The 14,250-nt window shown below is 70.5% G+C and carries 12 protein-coding genes; 6 read left to right on the top strand and 6 right to left on the bottom strand.

Features of this window, described 5'->3' with window-relative positions; all coding sequences use genetic code 11:
• Positions 1-31: 31 nt before the first annotated feature.
• Positions 32-844 (bottom strand): hypothetical protein, encoded by an 813-nt coding sequence (locus tag ACFYRY_RS23190; protein WP_389148696.1) that lies wholly within the window; start codon positions 842-844, stop codon positions 32-34.
• A 260-nt stretch (positions 845-1,104) separates the two neighbouring features.
• Here ACFYRY_RS23190 and ACFYRY_RS23185 point away from each other — a divergent pair, with 260 nt between their 5' ends.
• Positions 1,105-1,938 (top strand): HEAT repeat domain-containing protein, encoded by an 834-nt coding sequence (locus tag ACFYRY_RS23185; protein WP_389148693.1) that lies wholly within the window; start codon positions 1,105-1,107, stop codon positions 1,936-1,938.
• On the top strand, positions 1,932-2,969 hold the full coding sequence (locus tag ACFYRY_RS23180) for a MerR family transcriptional regulator (RefSeq protein ID WP_389148690.1): 1,038 nt from the start codon (positions 1,932-1,934) through the stop codon (positions 2,967-2,969). Before ACFYRY_RS23185 ends, ACFYRY_RS23180 begins: the two co-directional genes overlap by 7 nt.
• 271 nt (positions 2,970-3,240) lie before the next feature.
• On the opposite strand, the gene ACFYRY_RS23175 is transcribed toward ACFYRY_RS23180, so the two are convergent.
• From ACFYRY_RS23175 to ACFYRY_RS23155, 5 genes are read right to left on the bottom strand one after another with little or no spacing between them, the layout of a single operon-like run.
• A complete protein-coding gene (locus ACFYRY_RS23175; protein WP_389148687.1) occupies positions 3,241-3,948 on the bottom strand; it encodes a hypothetical protein in 708 nt (235 codons plus the stop codon).
• A gap of 36 nt (positions 3,949-3,984) precedes the next feature.
• Positions 3,985-4,653 carry a response regulator gene (locus ACFYRY_RS23170; protein ID WP_389148684.1) on the bottom strand — a complete coding sequence of 223 codons (669 nt, stop codon included), beginning with the start codon at positions 4,651-4,653 and terminating at the stop codon, positions 3,985-3,987.
• Positions 4,650-6,011, bottom strand: coding sequence for a sensor histidine kinase (locus tag ACFYRY_RS23165; RefSeq protein ID WP_389148682.1), 1,362 nt, complete (start codon positions 6,009-6,011; stop codon positions 4,650-4,652). Before ACFYRY_RS23165 ends, ACFYRY_RS23170 begins: the two co-directional genes overlap by 4 nt.
• Positions 6,012-6,036: 25 nt before the next feature.
• Positions 6,037-6,915 (bottom strand): ABC transporter permease, encoded by an 879-nt coding sequence (locus ACFYRY_RS23160; protein WP_389148679.1) that lies wholly within the window; start codon positions 6,913-6,915, stop codon positions 6,037-6,039.
• On the bottom strand, positions 6,915-7,844 hold the full coding sequence (locus ACFYRY_RS23155) for an ABC transporter ATP-binding protein (RefSeq protein ID WP_389148676.1): 930 nt from the start codon (positions 7,842-7,844) through the stop codon (positions 6,915-6,917). Before ACFYRY_RS23155 ends, ACFYRY_RS23160 begins: the two co-directional genes overlap by 1 nt.
• 409 nt (positions 7,845-8,253) lie before the next feature.
• Here ACFYRY_RS23155 and ACFYRY_RS23150 point away from each other — a divergent pair, with 409 nt between their 5' ends.
• The 4 genes from ACFYRY_RS23150 to ACFYRY_RS23135 are packed head-to-tail and all read left to right on the top strand — an operon-like array spanning position 8,254 to position 14,203.
• On the top strand, positions 8,254-9,570 hold the full coding sequence (locus ACFYRY_RS23150) for a glycosyltransferase (RefSeq protein ID WP_389148674.1): 1,317 nt from the start codon (positions 8,254-8,256) through the stop codon (positions 9,568-9,570).
• A 10-nt stretch (positions 9,571-9,580) separates the two neighbouring features.
• Complete coding sequence (locus ACFYRY_RS23145; protein ID WP_389148671.1) at positions 9,581-11,899, top strand: ArnT family glycosyltransferase; 2,319 nt, start codon at positions 9,581-9,583, stop codon at positions 11,897-11,899.
• 28 nt (positions 11,900-11,927) lie between these two features.
• Positions 11,928-12,671, top strand: a complete 744-nt coding sequence (locus tag ACFYRY_RS23140) for a response regulator transcription factor (RefSeq protein ID WP_389148669.1) — start codon at positions 11,928-11,930, stop codon at positions 12,669-12,671.
• The gene (locus tag ACFYRY_RS23135; RefSeq protein WP_389148666.1) at positions 12,668-14,203 is read left to right on the top strand and encodes a sensor histidine kinase; all 1,536 of its coding nucleotides are present in this window, start codon (positions 12,668-12,670) and stop codon (positions 14,201-14,203) included. Before ACFYRY_RS23140 ends, ACFYRY_RS23135 begins: the two co-directional genes overlap by 4 nt.
• Positions 14,204-14,250: the final 47 nt, after the last annotated feature.

Here is a 14,250-nt window from a genome sequence, read left to right as displayed (position 1 = left end):
AGCCGTGCGGCATCCCCTCGCTGGACAGGCCCTAGCCGAGCTTTCGCAGCACCTCGGCGATGGTGGATCGGTACGTCCGCAGCGCCTGCAGTCCGGCGGCGTAGCGGTCGCGGTGCTTGGAGATGTCCACGGCCTGCTGCCGCGCCCGTGCAGCGTGCCAGAGCTCGGCCGTATGGTGGCGGCGCTTGCAGGTGACGTCCGCGGCGGCGGTGGCCCGCTCCCGGGGCGAATGCCGGGTGTTGCCATCACTGCCCCGCTGCCAGGCGGTGTCCGTGTACGCCGCCACGGGGTCGGGATAGCGGGTGAATCCTTGTTCTGCCACGCAGCGGGACCACACATCCCACGCCGCACGAAGGCGCGGGTCGTGCTTGACCGCCTTGTCGACCTCGATCGCCCGGGTACTTGCGTAGAGCCAGTCCCGCTTGAGATCGATGCCGCGCATCAGCCGCCGGTTCGCCTCCGCGTCGCAGGCCGGGAAGTCCGCATACTCGGCATCGGTCATCCGGCGGCCCTTCGGTTGCGAAGTCAGGGACTTCGCCGGGTCCCAGCCGTAGCCCCAGTGGCGGGCGGCGGCGAGATCCAGTGCGCCGTAGTCGGTGCTGACAGCGGCGAGGACGAAGGGATCGCTGGGGTAGCGGGGGTCGAGCGGGAAGTCCGGGTGGCCGTGCTCCGCCATGCATTGCCGGACCAGCAACGCCGTTGCCCGCTTCGATCGCTGGTAGTCCTGCGGCGTGTAGTCGTAGCGGTCGGCAGGCAGGGGACCGAGGTCCGCCCCGGTACTGATGACCTCCGGACGTCCTGGACCGGAGACACAGATCGCCGCCAGCACCGCCACGACACTCACTCGCCATCCCCGCCCCGTCATGGGCAGGGATGCTAGCGAACAGCGTGCAGCGGCCCGCCCCCGGGTCGTCGTGGGGCATCGCGGTCTCCGTCGCGGGGGTCTGTACGGTGAGGGGCGTAACTCCCGAGCTGAGAGCGAGAGTTGGCGGATTGGCTGATCGCCGGTCACGAACTTGACCTTGACACGGTGACAAGGTTTTCACTTGGGCACAGGAGGTGGTCCCGATCAACACGACCGACGTAACCCCGCGGAACACCCGTGTGATCAACGCTCTGGACGCCGAGGACTCGTCGGTCCGGCTTCAGGCGGCCCTGGCAGTCGGCTCGAACCCCGACCCTGTGTTCCTGGAGAGGCTCGTCGAGCGGTGCGCGGTCGAGCCGGACTTCTTCGTACGAGACATGCTGTCCTGGGCGCTGACCCGTCTCCCGCCGGAGATCACTCTGCCCCGGATCCGCCGGGAGCTCGCCTCCGGGCGTCCCCAGGCCCGCAGCCAGGCGCTGCACACACTGTCCAAGATCGGCGACAAGAGTACGTGGGTCTGGATCACCCGCGACATGCTGCGGGACGCCGACGACGAGGTCGCGCGGACTGCGTGGCGCGTCGCGGTCGTCCTCGTGCCCAAGGACGAGGAGAACGACCTGGCCGACGAACTGGTTCTGCAGCTCGGCCGTGGCGACCGAAATGTGCAGCTGAGTCTGAGCCGGGCCCTGGTCGACCTCGGTGACGTGATCAAGCCCGCCCTGGGGAGGGCCGCGGAGAGTTCCGACCCGGCGGTGGCCGCGCACGCCCGTGCCACCGAGCTGCTGCGGCAGAACCCGGAGACCGGTTTCGACGCGGCCCTCGACGAGGCGAAGCGTGTGGTCGCACTCGGCCCGAAACGAGCTGCTGCCGCCGCGGCTGCGTCGGCGGGCACCGAGACCTCGGAGACCGCCAAGGTTGCGGAGACGAACGAGCCTGCGGAGACGACCGAGCCTGCGGAGACGACCGAGCCTGCGGAGACGACCGAGCCTGCGGAGACGACCGAGTCGATGGAGGCTGCGGGGGCTGCGGGGGCTGCGGGGGCTGCGGGGGCTTCGGAGGGCGCGGATTGTTGATCGGCGATGTGGCCCGCCGCTCCGGGGTGAGTACCCGGATGCTCCGGCACTACGACGCCCTGGGGTTGGTGAGGCCCACGGGCCGCACTCTCGGTGGTTACCGCGAGTACTCCGCCGAGGATGTCCGCAGGATCTTTCACGTGGAGAGCCTGCGGTCCCTCGGGCTCTCGCTCAAGCAGATCGGGCGCGCGCTGGAGGACCCGGCCTTCACGCCGTACGCCCTGGTCAGCGACCTCATCCGGCAGACGGAGGACCGCCTGGCGCGAGAAGAGGAGCTGCTTGAGCGGCTCCGTGCGATCGACGCGTCGGCGCCCACCGACTGGCAGGGAGTGCTGCGCATCGTCGAACTCATGCGGGAACTCAACTCGACCAGCGCCGCGCACAGACAGCAGGCTGTCCTGGCCCGGCCGGAGGACGCGCCGGTTCCCGCCGAACTACTGGCCGGGGCGGTCCTGACCGAATCCGACCCGCACGTCGCAGGTGCCCTGCGCTGGGCGCTCGCCCGGTCGGGCGGCGACGGCGTGGCGACGCTGCATGCCGGCATGCGCTCGGAGGACTCCGACATCCGGCGGCGCGCGGTGCTGGCGATCGCCGAGATGCCCGAGGCCGCGGGTGCTACCGCGGTGCTCGCGGACGCCCTCGGAGACCCGGACACGACGGTGCGCAGGCACGCTGCTCTGGCTCTGGGCAGGCAGGGCGTGGCCGCGGCCGTGCCCACACTCGTCAGCATGGTGGTGGAGGGCTCCAACGACGTGGACGCGGCGGAGGTTCTGGGGATGCTGTCCCGGGACCCCGGGTGCACGGATCGGATCACGACCGCCCTGGTCGACGAACTGGCCGCGCCCACCGCGGACTCCGCGACGCGGATCCGCCTCACCCAGGCGCTGGTCGAGCTCGCGGGAACCACCGCACAGGAGGTCCTGCGTCAACTGGCCCACGACGACGATGGCGCCGTCGCCCTCGTCGCCTCGGCCCTTGCCGGGGTCCTCAAAGAGCGGTCCTGCGAAGACCAAGCTGACGAGCATTCCTGAAAGCGCGATCTGAACGAGGCATCAGCCGTGGCCTCTCAAGCCCGCTTCACGAGAGGCTCGCCTGGGAGGCAGATGGTGCCACGGGCAGTGGGCGGCGGTCCGCAGACGATGGGCGAATCGTGGTTGCCGATGCGGCGGATCTATTCAAAAAGGGGATGGACATGTCGATTCCAGGCCGTTGGGTACAGACCGCTGCTGCCATTCGTGACCGGGCCGGTGCCGTGCGATCGGAGAGGCACCGGGCCGGTGGAGTGTGTCCCTCCTGGTGGCGTCAGCGGTCGACGCGGGCGATGAGGAGGTTGGGGTCCTTGCCGGTCAGGTAGGCGGCGCTGGGGACATACACCTTGCCTTCGTGCACCGCGACGGACGTGGGGGTCTGGAGACCGTCGGCCGGGGTGAGGACGGCGGAGTGGGTGCCGTTCGGGCGGACGAGGTCGACCTGGTTGTCGTCACGGGCGGCGAGGAGGGTGTCGCCGTGACCGGTGAAGGCGAAGTCGTCGATGGACGGCATGCCGGTGGCCCGAACCTGGATCTTTCCCGCGGTGCCCGAGGCGGTGACGGGGATGCGCAGGACGGTGCCCCGGTCGAGGTTGGTGGCCCAGATGAAACCGTTGTGCAGCTTGAGGCCGTTGGCGCCCGCGAAGGTGGTGGGCTCCAGTTGTTTGCCCTTGGCCCAGACCGTGGCCTTTCCGCCGCGTGCGGGCAGGCGGTAGACGACGCCCTGGACGGAGTCCGTGACGTACAGCTGCTTGGCGCGCGGGTCGAGAGCCAGGCCGTTGGGCAGTCCGTCGGCGGGCAGGGCCGCGATGCGGTGCGGGCGGCCACCGGGGCGGACGGCCCAGACGCCGGTGAGGCCGGCGGTACCGGTGGCGTAGGTGACGTACAGGGTGCCGTCGTCGGCGCGGGCGATGCCGCCGACGAACGCCCTGCCCAGGTTGGGCGTGTTCGCCTTGGCCGGGGCGGGCAGGGTGGTCAGCACGTGCGGACGACGGCCCGGGGTGGCGCCCTTCCAGGCTTACGGCTTGGCGCTGACCAGCCCGGTGTCGTACGCCGTGATCACGGCCTGGATGCGGTCGCGGGCCCCGATCTTGGCGAGGACACGGCCCACGTGCTTCTTGACCGTGGACTCGGTGAGGACGAGTCGTTCGGCGATCTCCGTGTTCGTCCAGCCCTGGCCGATGGCGACCAGGACCTCGCGTTCGCGGTCGCTGAGGGTCTGCAATCGGGGATCCTCAGGGGCGGGGGCGCCGGCCGGTGCGAGGACCTGGTGGGCGTAGGCGTCCAGGAGGCGGCGGGTCAGGCGGGGGGCCACGACGGCGTCGCCCGTCGCGACCGCGTGGATGCCCGCGACGAGTTCCTCGGGGCGGGCGTCCTTGAGCAGGAAGCCGCTGGCACCGGCCCGCAGGCCCTCGTAGGCGTACTCGTCGAGGTCGAAGGTGGTGACGATGAGGACGCGGGTGCGGCCGCCGGTGGCGATGATGCGGCGGGTGGCCTCGAGGCCGTCCATGCCGGGCATGCGGATGTCCATGAGAACGACGTCGGGGCGCAGTTCCGCGACCAGGCGGACGGCCTCGGCACCGTGTTCGGCCTCGCCGACCGCGTGCAGGCCCGGGGTGCCCTCAAGGAGCATACGGACGCCCATGCGCTGCAGGGGCTGGTCGTCGGCGATCAGCACGGTGGTCATGGCAGGTGTTCTCCCGATGCTTCCGGTGCGGGCGCTGCCTCGAGTACGACGTCCACGATCCAGCCGTGGCCGGTCTCGCGTGGTCCGATGATGACGGTGCCGCCGTACATGGCGGCGCGCTGGCGGATGCCGACCAGGCCGTGGCCGGGTGCGTCGTCCGGTGCCGCCGGCTTTGGTGGCGGGGGCGCCCCGGGGGGTATGCCGGTGTCGGCGATCCGGATCCGTACCTCTCCTGACTCTGCGGCGATGTCGACCTCGGCGGACGTGCCGGTCCCCGCGTGCTTGAGCGTGTTGGTGAGCGACTCCTGCACGATGCGGTACACGGTGAGCTGTACGCCGCTGCCCAGCGAGTCGAGATCGCCCGCCGTCCGGTAGGCCACGCCTAGGCCTGCTGCACGTACCCGCGCCAGGAGGGCGTCCAGATCCCGGATGCCGGGCTGCGGGCTGAGTGTCCTTACGTCGTCCTGCTCCTCGCGCAGGACGCCCAGCACCCGGCGCAGTTCGCTCATCGCCTGTCGGCCGGTGTCGCCGAGGATACGCAGGGCGTCGGTGGAATGTTCGTTCCTGTTGGCGGCCAGGGTCGCGGCGCCGTCGGCGACGCTGACCATGACCGAGAGATTGTGGCCGACGATGTCGTGCATCTCGCGGGCGACCCGGGAGCGCTCGGCGGCCGCGGTGAGTTGCATACGTTGGTCCTGCTCGATCTCCAGCCGCCTGGCACGGTCCTCGAGCGCCGCCAGATACATCTTCCGGAGGCGGAGTGTCAGGCCGACGGCGATGGCAGCCGTGACCGTGCCCAGCAGGAAGAAGCTGCCGATCCATGGCTGTTCGGTCGGCACCAGGACGAAGACGACCAGGACCGACTCGACGACGGTCAGAGCGGCAGCCCAGCCCAGTGCCCGCAGCGAACCGTTCCGGGCCAGGGAGTACAGGGCGACGAGCGCGCCGGCGTTCGCCGGCAGCCAGATATCCATCGACCACTGGGTGAGGGACACCGCCGCGATCACGAAGTACGTGACGGTCGGGGCCTTGCGGCGCCACCACAGCGGAACGACGAGGGCGGCGAGGCAGGCGGACAGGGCGCCGAAGGTCAGGTGGTCAGGGGCGGTGGTCTCCGCGAAAGGGGGGTTGCCGTTGCCCCGGAGCAGGACCGGCAGGCTGATCAGGGCGACGACCAGCACCACCGCGGTGTCGAGCAGCCACGGACGTCGGCGGTCCAGCCTCTGCCGACGGCTCTGGTCGCGCAGCAGCCGGCCCAGCAGCGGGTGCGCCCAGGCGGCGTCGAACCCGAGGGACGGCGGGTCTGCTGCCGTCCCCCAAACGCTGTCCGCGGCGGCTGCCGTACGGTGCGCACTCATGGACACCATTGTCCCCGTGGCCGCATCAGGCGTCGGTCTTGACGAGGCGGTAGGCCGCCCCCGCGAGTGTGAGGGCCACCCAACCGGCGAAAACCGCGAGGCCCGCCCCCGGTGAGAGGGAGCCCGAGGACTGGTGCAGGGCGTAGACGGCCTGGCCCGCGTTGCTGGGGAAGTAGGGGTTGATGCTGTCGTACAGCGAGTCGGGCAGCAGGGAGGCGAGGCCGGGCAGGATGAGGAGGATGCCGACCAGGGCCGCGATGGCTCCGGCGGAGGAACGGATCAGCACGCCCAGGGCCACGCCGAACACGGCGACCAGGCCTAGATAGACGCCCGCGCCGGCCAGGCCGCGCAGGACGCCGTCGTCGCCCAGGGACAGGGCGATCTTCTCGCCGTCCAGGCCCGGGGTGCCCAACTGGAACGCGGCCAGCGCGCCGATGCTGGTGAGGACCAGGGCGATCGGGCCGATCACGGCGGCCTTCGACCACAGCACAGGCAGTCGGCGCGGTACCGCCGTGAGCGTGGAGCGGATCATGCCGGTGCTGTACTCGCCCGCGGACAGCAGCACCCCGAGCACGCCCACGGCCAGCGACGCGAAGGACACACCGGTCAGGGCCAGGCTCACCGCGTCGCTGTCGCCGCTGCCCGCGCCCGGCGGCCCGCCGGTCGCGGTGGCGCCGGGACTGTAGGTGTAGGAAGCGATCGCCCCGAAGAGAACCAGCAGGACCACGGCCACGCCCAGTGTGATCCAACTGGAGCGCAGCGACCAGAACTTGGCCCACTCCGAGCGCAGTACTCGCAGGCCGGTCACCTTGTATGCCGTGGCGGACGGGTGGGCATCGGGCGCCGCGGAGAGATTGGCGTGCTTGCGGGGGCGCCGGCTGGGGCGGAGTGCGGTGGTGGGCATCAGGCGGCCTTTCGTTCGGCGTCGGCCGGAGCGCTCTGGTACTCGACGGCGTCGCGGGTGAGGTCCATGAACGCCGCCTCCAGGGAGACGGCCTGCGGGGTGAGTTCGTACAGCGTGATTCCATGCTGGGAGGCGATCGACCCGATCTCGCGCGCGTCGCGTCCGGAGACCAGCAGCTCCTCGTCGCTGGAGGAGCTGATCGCGACGGCGGGGCCGGACAGCAGCGAGCGCAGTCGCGCCGATTCGGCGGTGACGACCTTGACGCCGCCGCCACTGGCCTCCTGGGTGAAGTCGTCGACCGTGGTGTCGGCGAGCAGCCGACCCCGCCCGATGATCACCAGGTGGTCGGCGATCAGCGCGGTCTCGCTCATCAGGTGTGAGGAGAGCATGACGGCCCGGCCCTCGTCGGCCAGCGAGCGCAGGAGGTTGCGCACCCACAACACGCCTTCCGGGTCGAGGCCGTTGACCGGTTCGTCGAGCATGACGATCGCCGGGTCGCCCAGGAGGGCCGAGGCGATGCCGAGCCGCTGGCCCATGCCGAGCGAGAAGGCGCCCACCCGCTTGCCGGCCACGCTGGTCAGTCCGGCCAGTTCGATGACCTCGTCCACCCGGCGGCGCGGAATGCCGTGGGTGTAGGCGAGTCCCATCAGGTGGTTGAAGGCGCTGCGCCCAGGGTGGACGGACTTGGCTTCCAGCAGGGCGCCGATCTCGTGCAGCGGTGCGGGCTGCTCGGCGTAGGAGCGGCCGCTCACGGTGACCGAGCCCGCGGTGGGGGAGTCCAGGCCGACGATCATGCGCATGGTCGTGGACTTGCCCGCGCCGTTGGGGCCGAGGAAGCCGGTCACCTCGCCAGGCCTGACGGTGAAGCTCAGGTTGTCGACGACCGTCTTGTCGCCGTAGCGCTTCGTCAGCTCGCGTACTTCGATCATGGGGGTGGGCCTTTCCTGCCGCGAAATCGGCCGCGCATGCGCCGCGGCGTCTGCACTCGAAGCTACGAGTGCGGCAGGAGCCAACCCTGGGACCACGGGGGAATCTTCGGTGTCCCGGTGGTACCCCGGTACCACCGGGACAGCTCGCGCCGAGAGCTGTCAGCGAGGGCTCCGCGGACTCCACCCGCATTCCCAGCCTGCCGTCGAGGAGTTCCCGCTCGGGGCGCGAGGGTACGGCCGGGGCTGCGACGGTCGGCCGTAGCGCCTTGATCAGGCCACCGCCACCTGACTCTCTGTCAGTTCTCGCTTTCCTCTCCCGGGTCTCCCAGTCGCGTGGGTGAGAGTCGTGCTCTGTTCGCGATCAGCCCTATGGAGCCGCACCCCGTGTCCCTTCTCGCCTGAGGAAGCCATGTCACCCACCCCCCACAGCACGGCTCTCACGCTCAGCCGCGGCCGGACCGTCGCCTTCCAACCCCCTGGCGGGCCCGCCCGCGCCGGCTCCGGCACGGCGAGCGTGGAGATCGTCGTGCCCGTCTACAACGAGGAACGCGCCCTGCCCGGCTGCCTGCGTACCCTGCACGCGCGGCTGACGGAGGACTTTCCGTTCCCCTGGCGAATCACCGTCGCCGACAACGCCAGCACGGATGCCACGCTCGCCGTCGCCCGCCGCCTCGCGGAGGAACTGCCCGGCGTCGATGTCGTGCACCTGGACCGCAAAGGCCGGGGCCTCGCCCTGCGCAGAGTGTGGGGTTGCAGCGACGCGGACGTAGTGGCCTACATGGACGTGGACCTGTCCACCGGCCTCGACGGACTGCTGCCGCTCATTGCCCCGCTCGCCACCGGGCACTCCGACATCGCGATCGGCAGTCGGCTGGCACAGGGGGCACGCACCGTGCGCGGGCCACGCCGTGAGTTCGTCTCCCGCTGCTACAACGGAATCATCCGGCTCACCCACGGCGTGCGCTTCACCGACGCCCAGTGCGGATTCAAGGCTGCCCGTACGGAGGTGCTCCGGCCTCTGCTGAAGGTGACCCGGGACGACGCCTGGTTCTTCGACACCGAACTGCTGCTTCTCGCCGAGCACAACGGGCTGCGTGTCCACGAGGTGCCGGTCGACTGGGTGGAGGACGTCGACACCAGGGTCGACGTGGTGAGCACGGCCACCGACGACCTCAAGGGGCTGTGGCGGATGGCGCGGCTGAAGGCATCCGGCGCCGCTCGCGTCGAACTGCCCCGCCGTCCCCCGCCGGCCGCCGAGCACCCGGACGCCGTCCTGGCTCCTGCCGGGAAGCGCGGCGCGCTGTCGTGGGAGGTCGGCTGTTTCGTCGCGATCGGCATCGTCTCCACCATCGGGCAGGCTCTGCTGTACTGGCTGCTGCGCGGCTGGTGGCAGCCTGCGGTCGCCAACCTGGTGTCGCTGTTGGTACTGACGGTGCTGAACACCGAGGCGAACCGCCGCCTCACCTTCCGGTACGCCGCTACCCGTCCCGCACGGGCCCACCTGGGCGCAGGCGGCCTGTTCGTACTCGGCTACCTGGTCACCTCCGGGGCCGTGCTGTGGTTCAAGCACGCCGATCCCGGCGCCTCGGCGGCCGCCGAGACCGCAGTCCTGGCCGCCGCGTCCGTCGCGGTCACCGCCGTTCGCTTCGTGGTGTTGCGGCTGGCCGTCTTCCGCGGTTCGGCCGCCGAATCCAAGCCCGCCACCGACACTCCTGACGAGAGCTGATTCGCCTTCCATGAACGAGTCCTACCGGACCCTGTCCGTCGCGCCGACGTCCAGCGGCCGCTCGCACACCTCCGCCCGCGCCCTGCCCGCCTGGGCGGCACCGGCCACTCTCGGCGCGATCCTGCTCGTGGCGACCGCGCTGTACGGCTGGGCGCTCGGTTCGCTGGGCTGGGGCAACGGCTACTACTCCGCGGCCGTGAAGTCGATGGGGAAGAGCTGGACCAACTTCCTCTTCGGTTCCTACGACCCGGCCGGAGTCGTCACCGTCGACAAGCCGCCCGCCGCACTGTGGCCCCAGGTCATCAGCAGCAAGATATTCGGCCTGCACGGCTGGGCACTGATTCTCCCCCAGGTGATCGAGGGCGTGGCCGCGGTGTTCGTGCTGCACCGCACCGTGCGCCGCTGGGCGGGGGAACGGGCCGCACTGCTCGCGGCCCTGGTGCTCACCCTCACCCCCATCACCGTGGCCATCAACCGGGACAACAACCCCGACACGTTGCTCGTCCTGCTGCTGGTGTCGGCTGCGTACGCGCTCACCCGTGCCCTGCAGACCGAGGGCCGGGCGGCGACCTGGTGGCTGTGCGCGAGCGGCTACTTGATCGGGTGTGGGTTCCTCACCAAGATGCTCGCCGCCTGGATGGTGGTCCCCTCATTCGCTCTCGCCTGGCTCGTGGCGGGAAGCGGTGCCTGGGCCGCACGGGTGGGGCGGTTGCTGGGTGCGGGAGCCGTCCTGGTGGCGTCCTCTCTGTGGTGGGTCGCGATGGTGGCGCTGTGGCCGGGGGACCGGCCCTACATCGGCGGCAGCGAGGACGGGTCGGCCTGGGATCTGGTGGTCGGTTACAACGGGCTCGGCCGGGTCTTCGGCTCCAGTGACGGCTCGTCGCAATCCGGCAGCGGCGGGCTGGGGCAGTTCGGTGGCGCAGCGGGTCTCGGCCGCATGTTCAACACCCAGGTCGGCGGGCAGATCAGCTGGCTGCTGCCCGCCTGTGCCGTGGCCATGGCACTCGCGGTGGCGTGCACGGTCCTGCATCGCCGTGGGCGACTGGAGCCGTCCGGCGTGCTGCCCGCCTCGGGGTGGCTGCTGTGGGGGAGCTGGCTGATCGTGTGCGTGGCCGTGTTCTCCACGCAGAAGGGCATCTTCCACCCGTACTACACCACTCAGTTGGCCCCGGCGATCGCCGCCCTGTGCGGTGGGACGCTGGCCGCCCTGATCCGTCTCCACCGAGCCGGCGTGGCGTGGGCTCCCTGGGTCGGCGCGGCGGCCGTGGCGGTGACGGTCGGCTGGGCGATGGTTCTCATCCGCCGTACGCCGGACTGGCACGGATGGCTGATCTCGCCCGTGCTGCTGATCGGCTGCGCGGCGATCGCGCTGCTGCTGGCCCGGCGCGGTGGAAAGCTGCTCCTGGCCGGGGTGGCTGCCGCGGTGGTGTCGATGCTGGTGGCGCCTGGGGCGTGGGCGGCCAGCACGCCGGCCTCGGCCCCGTCGGGCTTCATGGCGGGCGGCAACCCGACGGCGGGCCCCAAGGGCTCTCAGTCGGCCTTCGGAATGTCCGGCATGCCCGGCCAGGGCTCCGGTGGGGAGCAGGGATCGTCGGGAATGCCTTCCGGGATGCCGTCGGGCATGGAGGGTTTCCCCGGCGGGGGCTCCGGCTCGGGGCAGCAGGGCGGGCAGCCGACGGGCGGGATGCCCTCCGGGATGCCGTCGGGGATGCCGTCGGGGATGCCGGGTGGTGACCAGGGCGGTCTGCCGAGCGGTGGTCAGGGCGGTATGCCGAGTGGTGTCCCCAGCGGCATGCCCGGCGCGTCCGGTGGCTCCGGCTCGGCCTCCGGCGGCCAGGAGATGCCCTCCTTCCCTGGTGGATCAGGCGGGATGCCCGGCGGATTCGGCGGTTCCAGCGGCACGGCACTCACCTCCGACCAGCGCAAGATGCTCGACTACGCTGTGCAGCACTCACCGAAGGCGCGGATCAAGCTCGCTGTGTCGGGCGGCGCCAACGCCACCAACGCGTTCATCCTGAACAGTGACGAGACGGTGATCGGCATGGGCGGCTTCATGGGCTCCGACGACGCGCCCTCGGTCGCCCAACTGAAGAAGTGGACCGGGGACGGTGAGCTGCGGTACGTCCTCGGGTCGGACAACTCCGGCGCTGGAGCGATGATGGTGCCGGGCATGTCGCAGGGGTCGGCCAGTGACCGCTCGGAATGGATCTCCAAGAACTGCACCAAAGTCTCCGCGTCGGCGTACGGAGGCAGCAGGACGTCTCAGCAGAGCACCGGCAGTGCGGCTCTCTTCGGCGCCACAGTGCTCTACGACTGCGCCGCCCGGTGAACCGCGACAGAACGGACCGCACAGCACGATGAACGAGCAGCACTCGGGCAGGCCGCGGCACAGGCTCCTCGTGGTCGAGGACGAACCCAGCATCCGCACCCTGTTGGAGTCCACCCTCCGTCTCACCGGATACGAGGTGAGCGGAGCGGAGGACGGCCAGTCCGCCCTGGTCGAGATCGAGCGGCGGGAACCGCACCTGGTGCTGCTCGACGTGATGCTCCCGGACCTGGACGGCTTCGAGGTCACGCAACGGCTGCGGGCGGCCGGGAACGACGTCCCGGTACTGTTCCTCACCGCGCGCATCGACGTCGACGACCGCATCAGGGGCTTGAGTTCCGGCGGCGACGACTATGTGACGAAGCCGTTCCACATCGACGAAGTACTGCTGCGCATCGAAGCCATCCTGCGCCGCACGGTCGTCCAGGGTTCGGAACCGTTCATTCCGGAGACTGTGCTGCGTTACGCCGACCTCGAGCTCGACGAGGGCGCGCACGAGGTGCACCGCGCCGGGCGCTATGTTCCGTTGTCACCGACCGAGTTCAAGCTGCTCGCCTATCTGCTGGCCAACCCGGGCCTGGTCCTGACCAGGACCCAGATCCTCGATCACGTGTGGAGCTACGACTTCGCCGGAGATGCCCGGATCGTCGAGACGTACGTCAGGTACCTGCGCAAGAAGGTCGACTGCTCCGGACCGCCACTCATTCACACGGTGCGCGGCGTCGGTTACTGTCTGCGGCTGCCCCGCGAGCCGGGCGGGACGGCGGAGCAGTGAGCCGGCTGCTGCCCCGTATCCCCAGGTCCCTGCGACGGCGCCTGATCCTGGGTGCGGCGCTGCTGGCGACGGTCGCCGTCGCCGTCTCCCAGCTCATCGGGTTCGTGGTGCTGCGCTCGTGGCTGTTGGACCGGGTCGACCAGCAACTGGCCGACTTCCACCCACCCGGCCCGGCCTACTTCGACGCTCTGAAAAAGAGCATTCCCGGCGAACGGCCCGGCGTCCTGCCCTCGGACTTCCGTGTCTACTTCTACGATGTCTCCGGCCGGCGGACGGACATGTCGCTCGGTGCCGACGACAAGCCCGGTCCTCGGATCGGGGATTCGGTGGCGCGGCTCGGTCTGCACGACGGCCGTCCAGGGACGGTGGGATCCATCAGTGGCGACGGCCGGTGGAGAGTTCTGCTGAGTTCCGGTCCGGGCGGCATGCACGCCGTCGTGGCTCTGCCGCTCGACACGGTCGATGCCACCATGTCCAAGATTCTCTGGCTGAACGTGGGGTTGCTGGTTGTCACCGTAGCCGCGCTGCTCGCGCTGGTCCGCTGGGTGGTACGACTGGGCCTGCTCCCGCTGACTCGTATGGAGCACACGGCCGAGCGCATCGGCGCGGGGCAACTGGATCTGCGACTCCCCGACACCGACGCGCGCACCGAGATCGGTCGGCTCGGCCGGGTGCTGAACTCCATGCTGGAGAGGCTGCAGCAGGCGCTTCGTGAACGGGAGGCATCAGAGGCGCGCATGCGGCGTTTCGTCGCCGACGCCGGCCACGAACTGCGCACCCCGCTCACCGCCATCCAGGGCTACGCACAGCTCGCACTGCGCCGGGAGCGTCTGCCGGTCTACGAGCAGAGCGAGGCCCACCAGTTGATCGCCCAGAACGCGGAGCGCATGGGCCTCCTCGTCGACGACCTCCAACTTCTCGCCCAGCTGGACAGGGAACCGTCGTACGAGAGGGACCCGGTGGACCTGCTCTCCCTGGCGGCGGACGCCGTGCGGACAGCCGCCCTGCACGGGACGAGCCATCCGGTTGATCTGGGCCCCCTGTCGGACCCGGAGGGCAACGGCGAACTGGACGTGGTCGAGGCCGTCGGCGACCCCCACCGACTGAGACAGATCGTCGACAACCTGCTGTCCAACACCCGCGTCCATACCCCGGCCGGCACCGCGGTCCACGTCAGAGTGGGCGAGACCCGGGTGGGTGCGGACACCTGCGGAACCGACCGCCCGGGAGTCATGAGTGCGTCACCGCCCTTGCCGGACGGTATGCCCGCCAGCGTGGTGGAAGTGGCGGACGAAGGGCCCGGACTCACGGCCAAAGACGCCCTGCACGCCTTCGAGCGCTTCTACCGCGCTGACCCTTCCCGCTCCCGCGCCCACGGTGGCAGCGGCCTGGGCCTGTCCATTGCCGCCGCGATCGCCGAAGGCCATGGCGGTCGCCTCGAACTCGACACCGCGCCGGGCAAGGGATGTACCTTCCGCCTCGTTCTCCCCGCCCGGCCTCCGGATGGGCGATCCAGCGGCGCCTTCCGCTGATCACCGGGTCGAGGTGTCTCGCATCAAAATGCCCGGCCCGCGGCTCG

This window comes from Streptomyces sp. NPDC005263 (assembly GCF_042872365.1).
Lineage (GTDB): Bacteria > Actinomycetota > Actinomycetes > Streptomycetales > Streptomycetaceae > Streptomyces.
The sequence above is the reverse complement of the archived record's forward strand: the minus strand, read 5'-3'. Positions and strand labels throughout refer to the sequence as shown.

What these genes read in the sequence shown, in the direction of transcription:
- ACFYRY_RS23150 (WP_389148674.1), top strand. Translation starts at nt 8,254, where the DNA reads ATGTCACCCACCCCCCACAGCACGGCTCTCACGCTCAGCCGCGGCCGG.
- ACFYRY_RS23170 (WP_389148684.1), bottom strand. Translation starts at nt 4,653, where the DNA reads ATGACCACCGTGCTGATCGCCGACGACCAGCCCCTGCAGCGCATGGGC.
- ACFYRY_RS23140 (WP_389148669.1), top strand. Translation starts at nt 11,928, where the DNA reads ATGAACGAGCAGCACTCGGGCAGGCCGCGGCACAGGCTCCTCGTGGTC.
- ACFYRY_RS23165 (WP_389148682.1), bottom strand. Translation starts at nt 6,011, where the DNA reads ATGAGTGCGCACCGTACGGCAGCCGCCGCGGACAGCGTTTGGGGGACG.
- ACFYRY_RS23145 (WP_389148671.1), top strand. Translation starts at nt 9,581, where the DNA reads ATGAACGAGTCCTACCGGACCCTGTCCGTCGCGCCGACGTCCAGCGGC.
- ACFYRY_RS23160 (WP_389148679.1), bottom strand. Translation starts at nt 6,915, where the DNA reads ATGCCCACCACCGCACTCCGCCCCAGCCGGCGCCCCCGCAAGCACGCC.
- ACFYRY_RS23155 (WP_389148676.1), bottom strand. Translation starts at nt 7,844, where the DNA reads ATGATCGAAGTACGCGAGCTGACGAAGCGCTACGGCGACAAGACGGTC.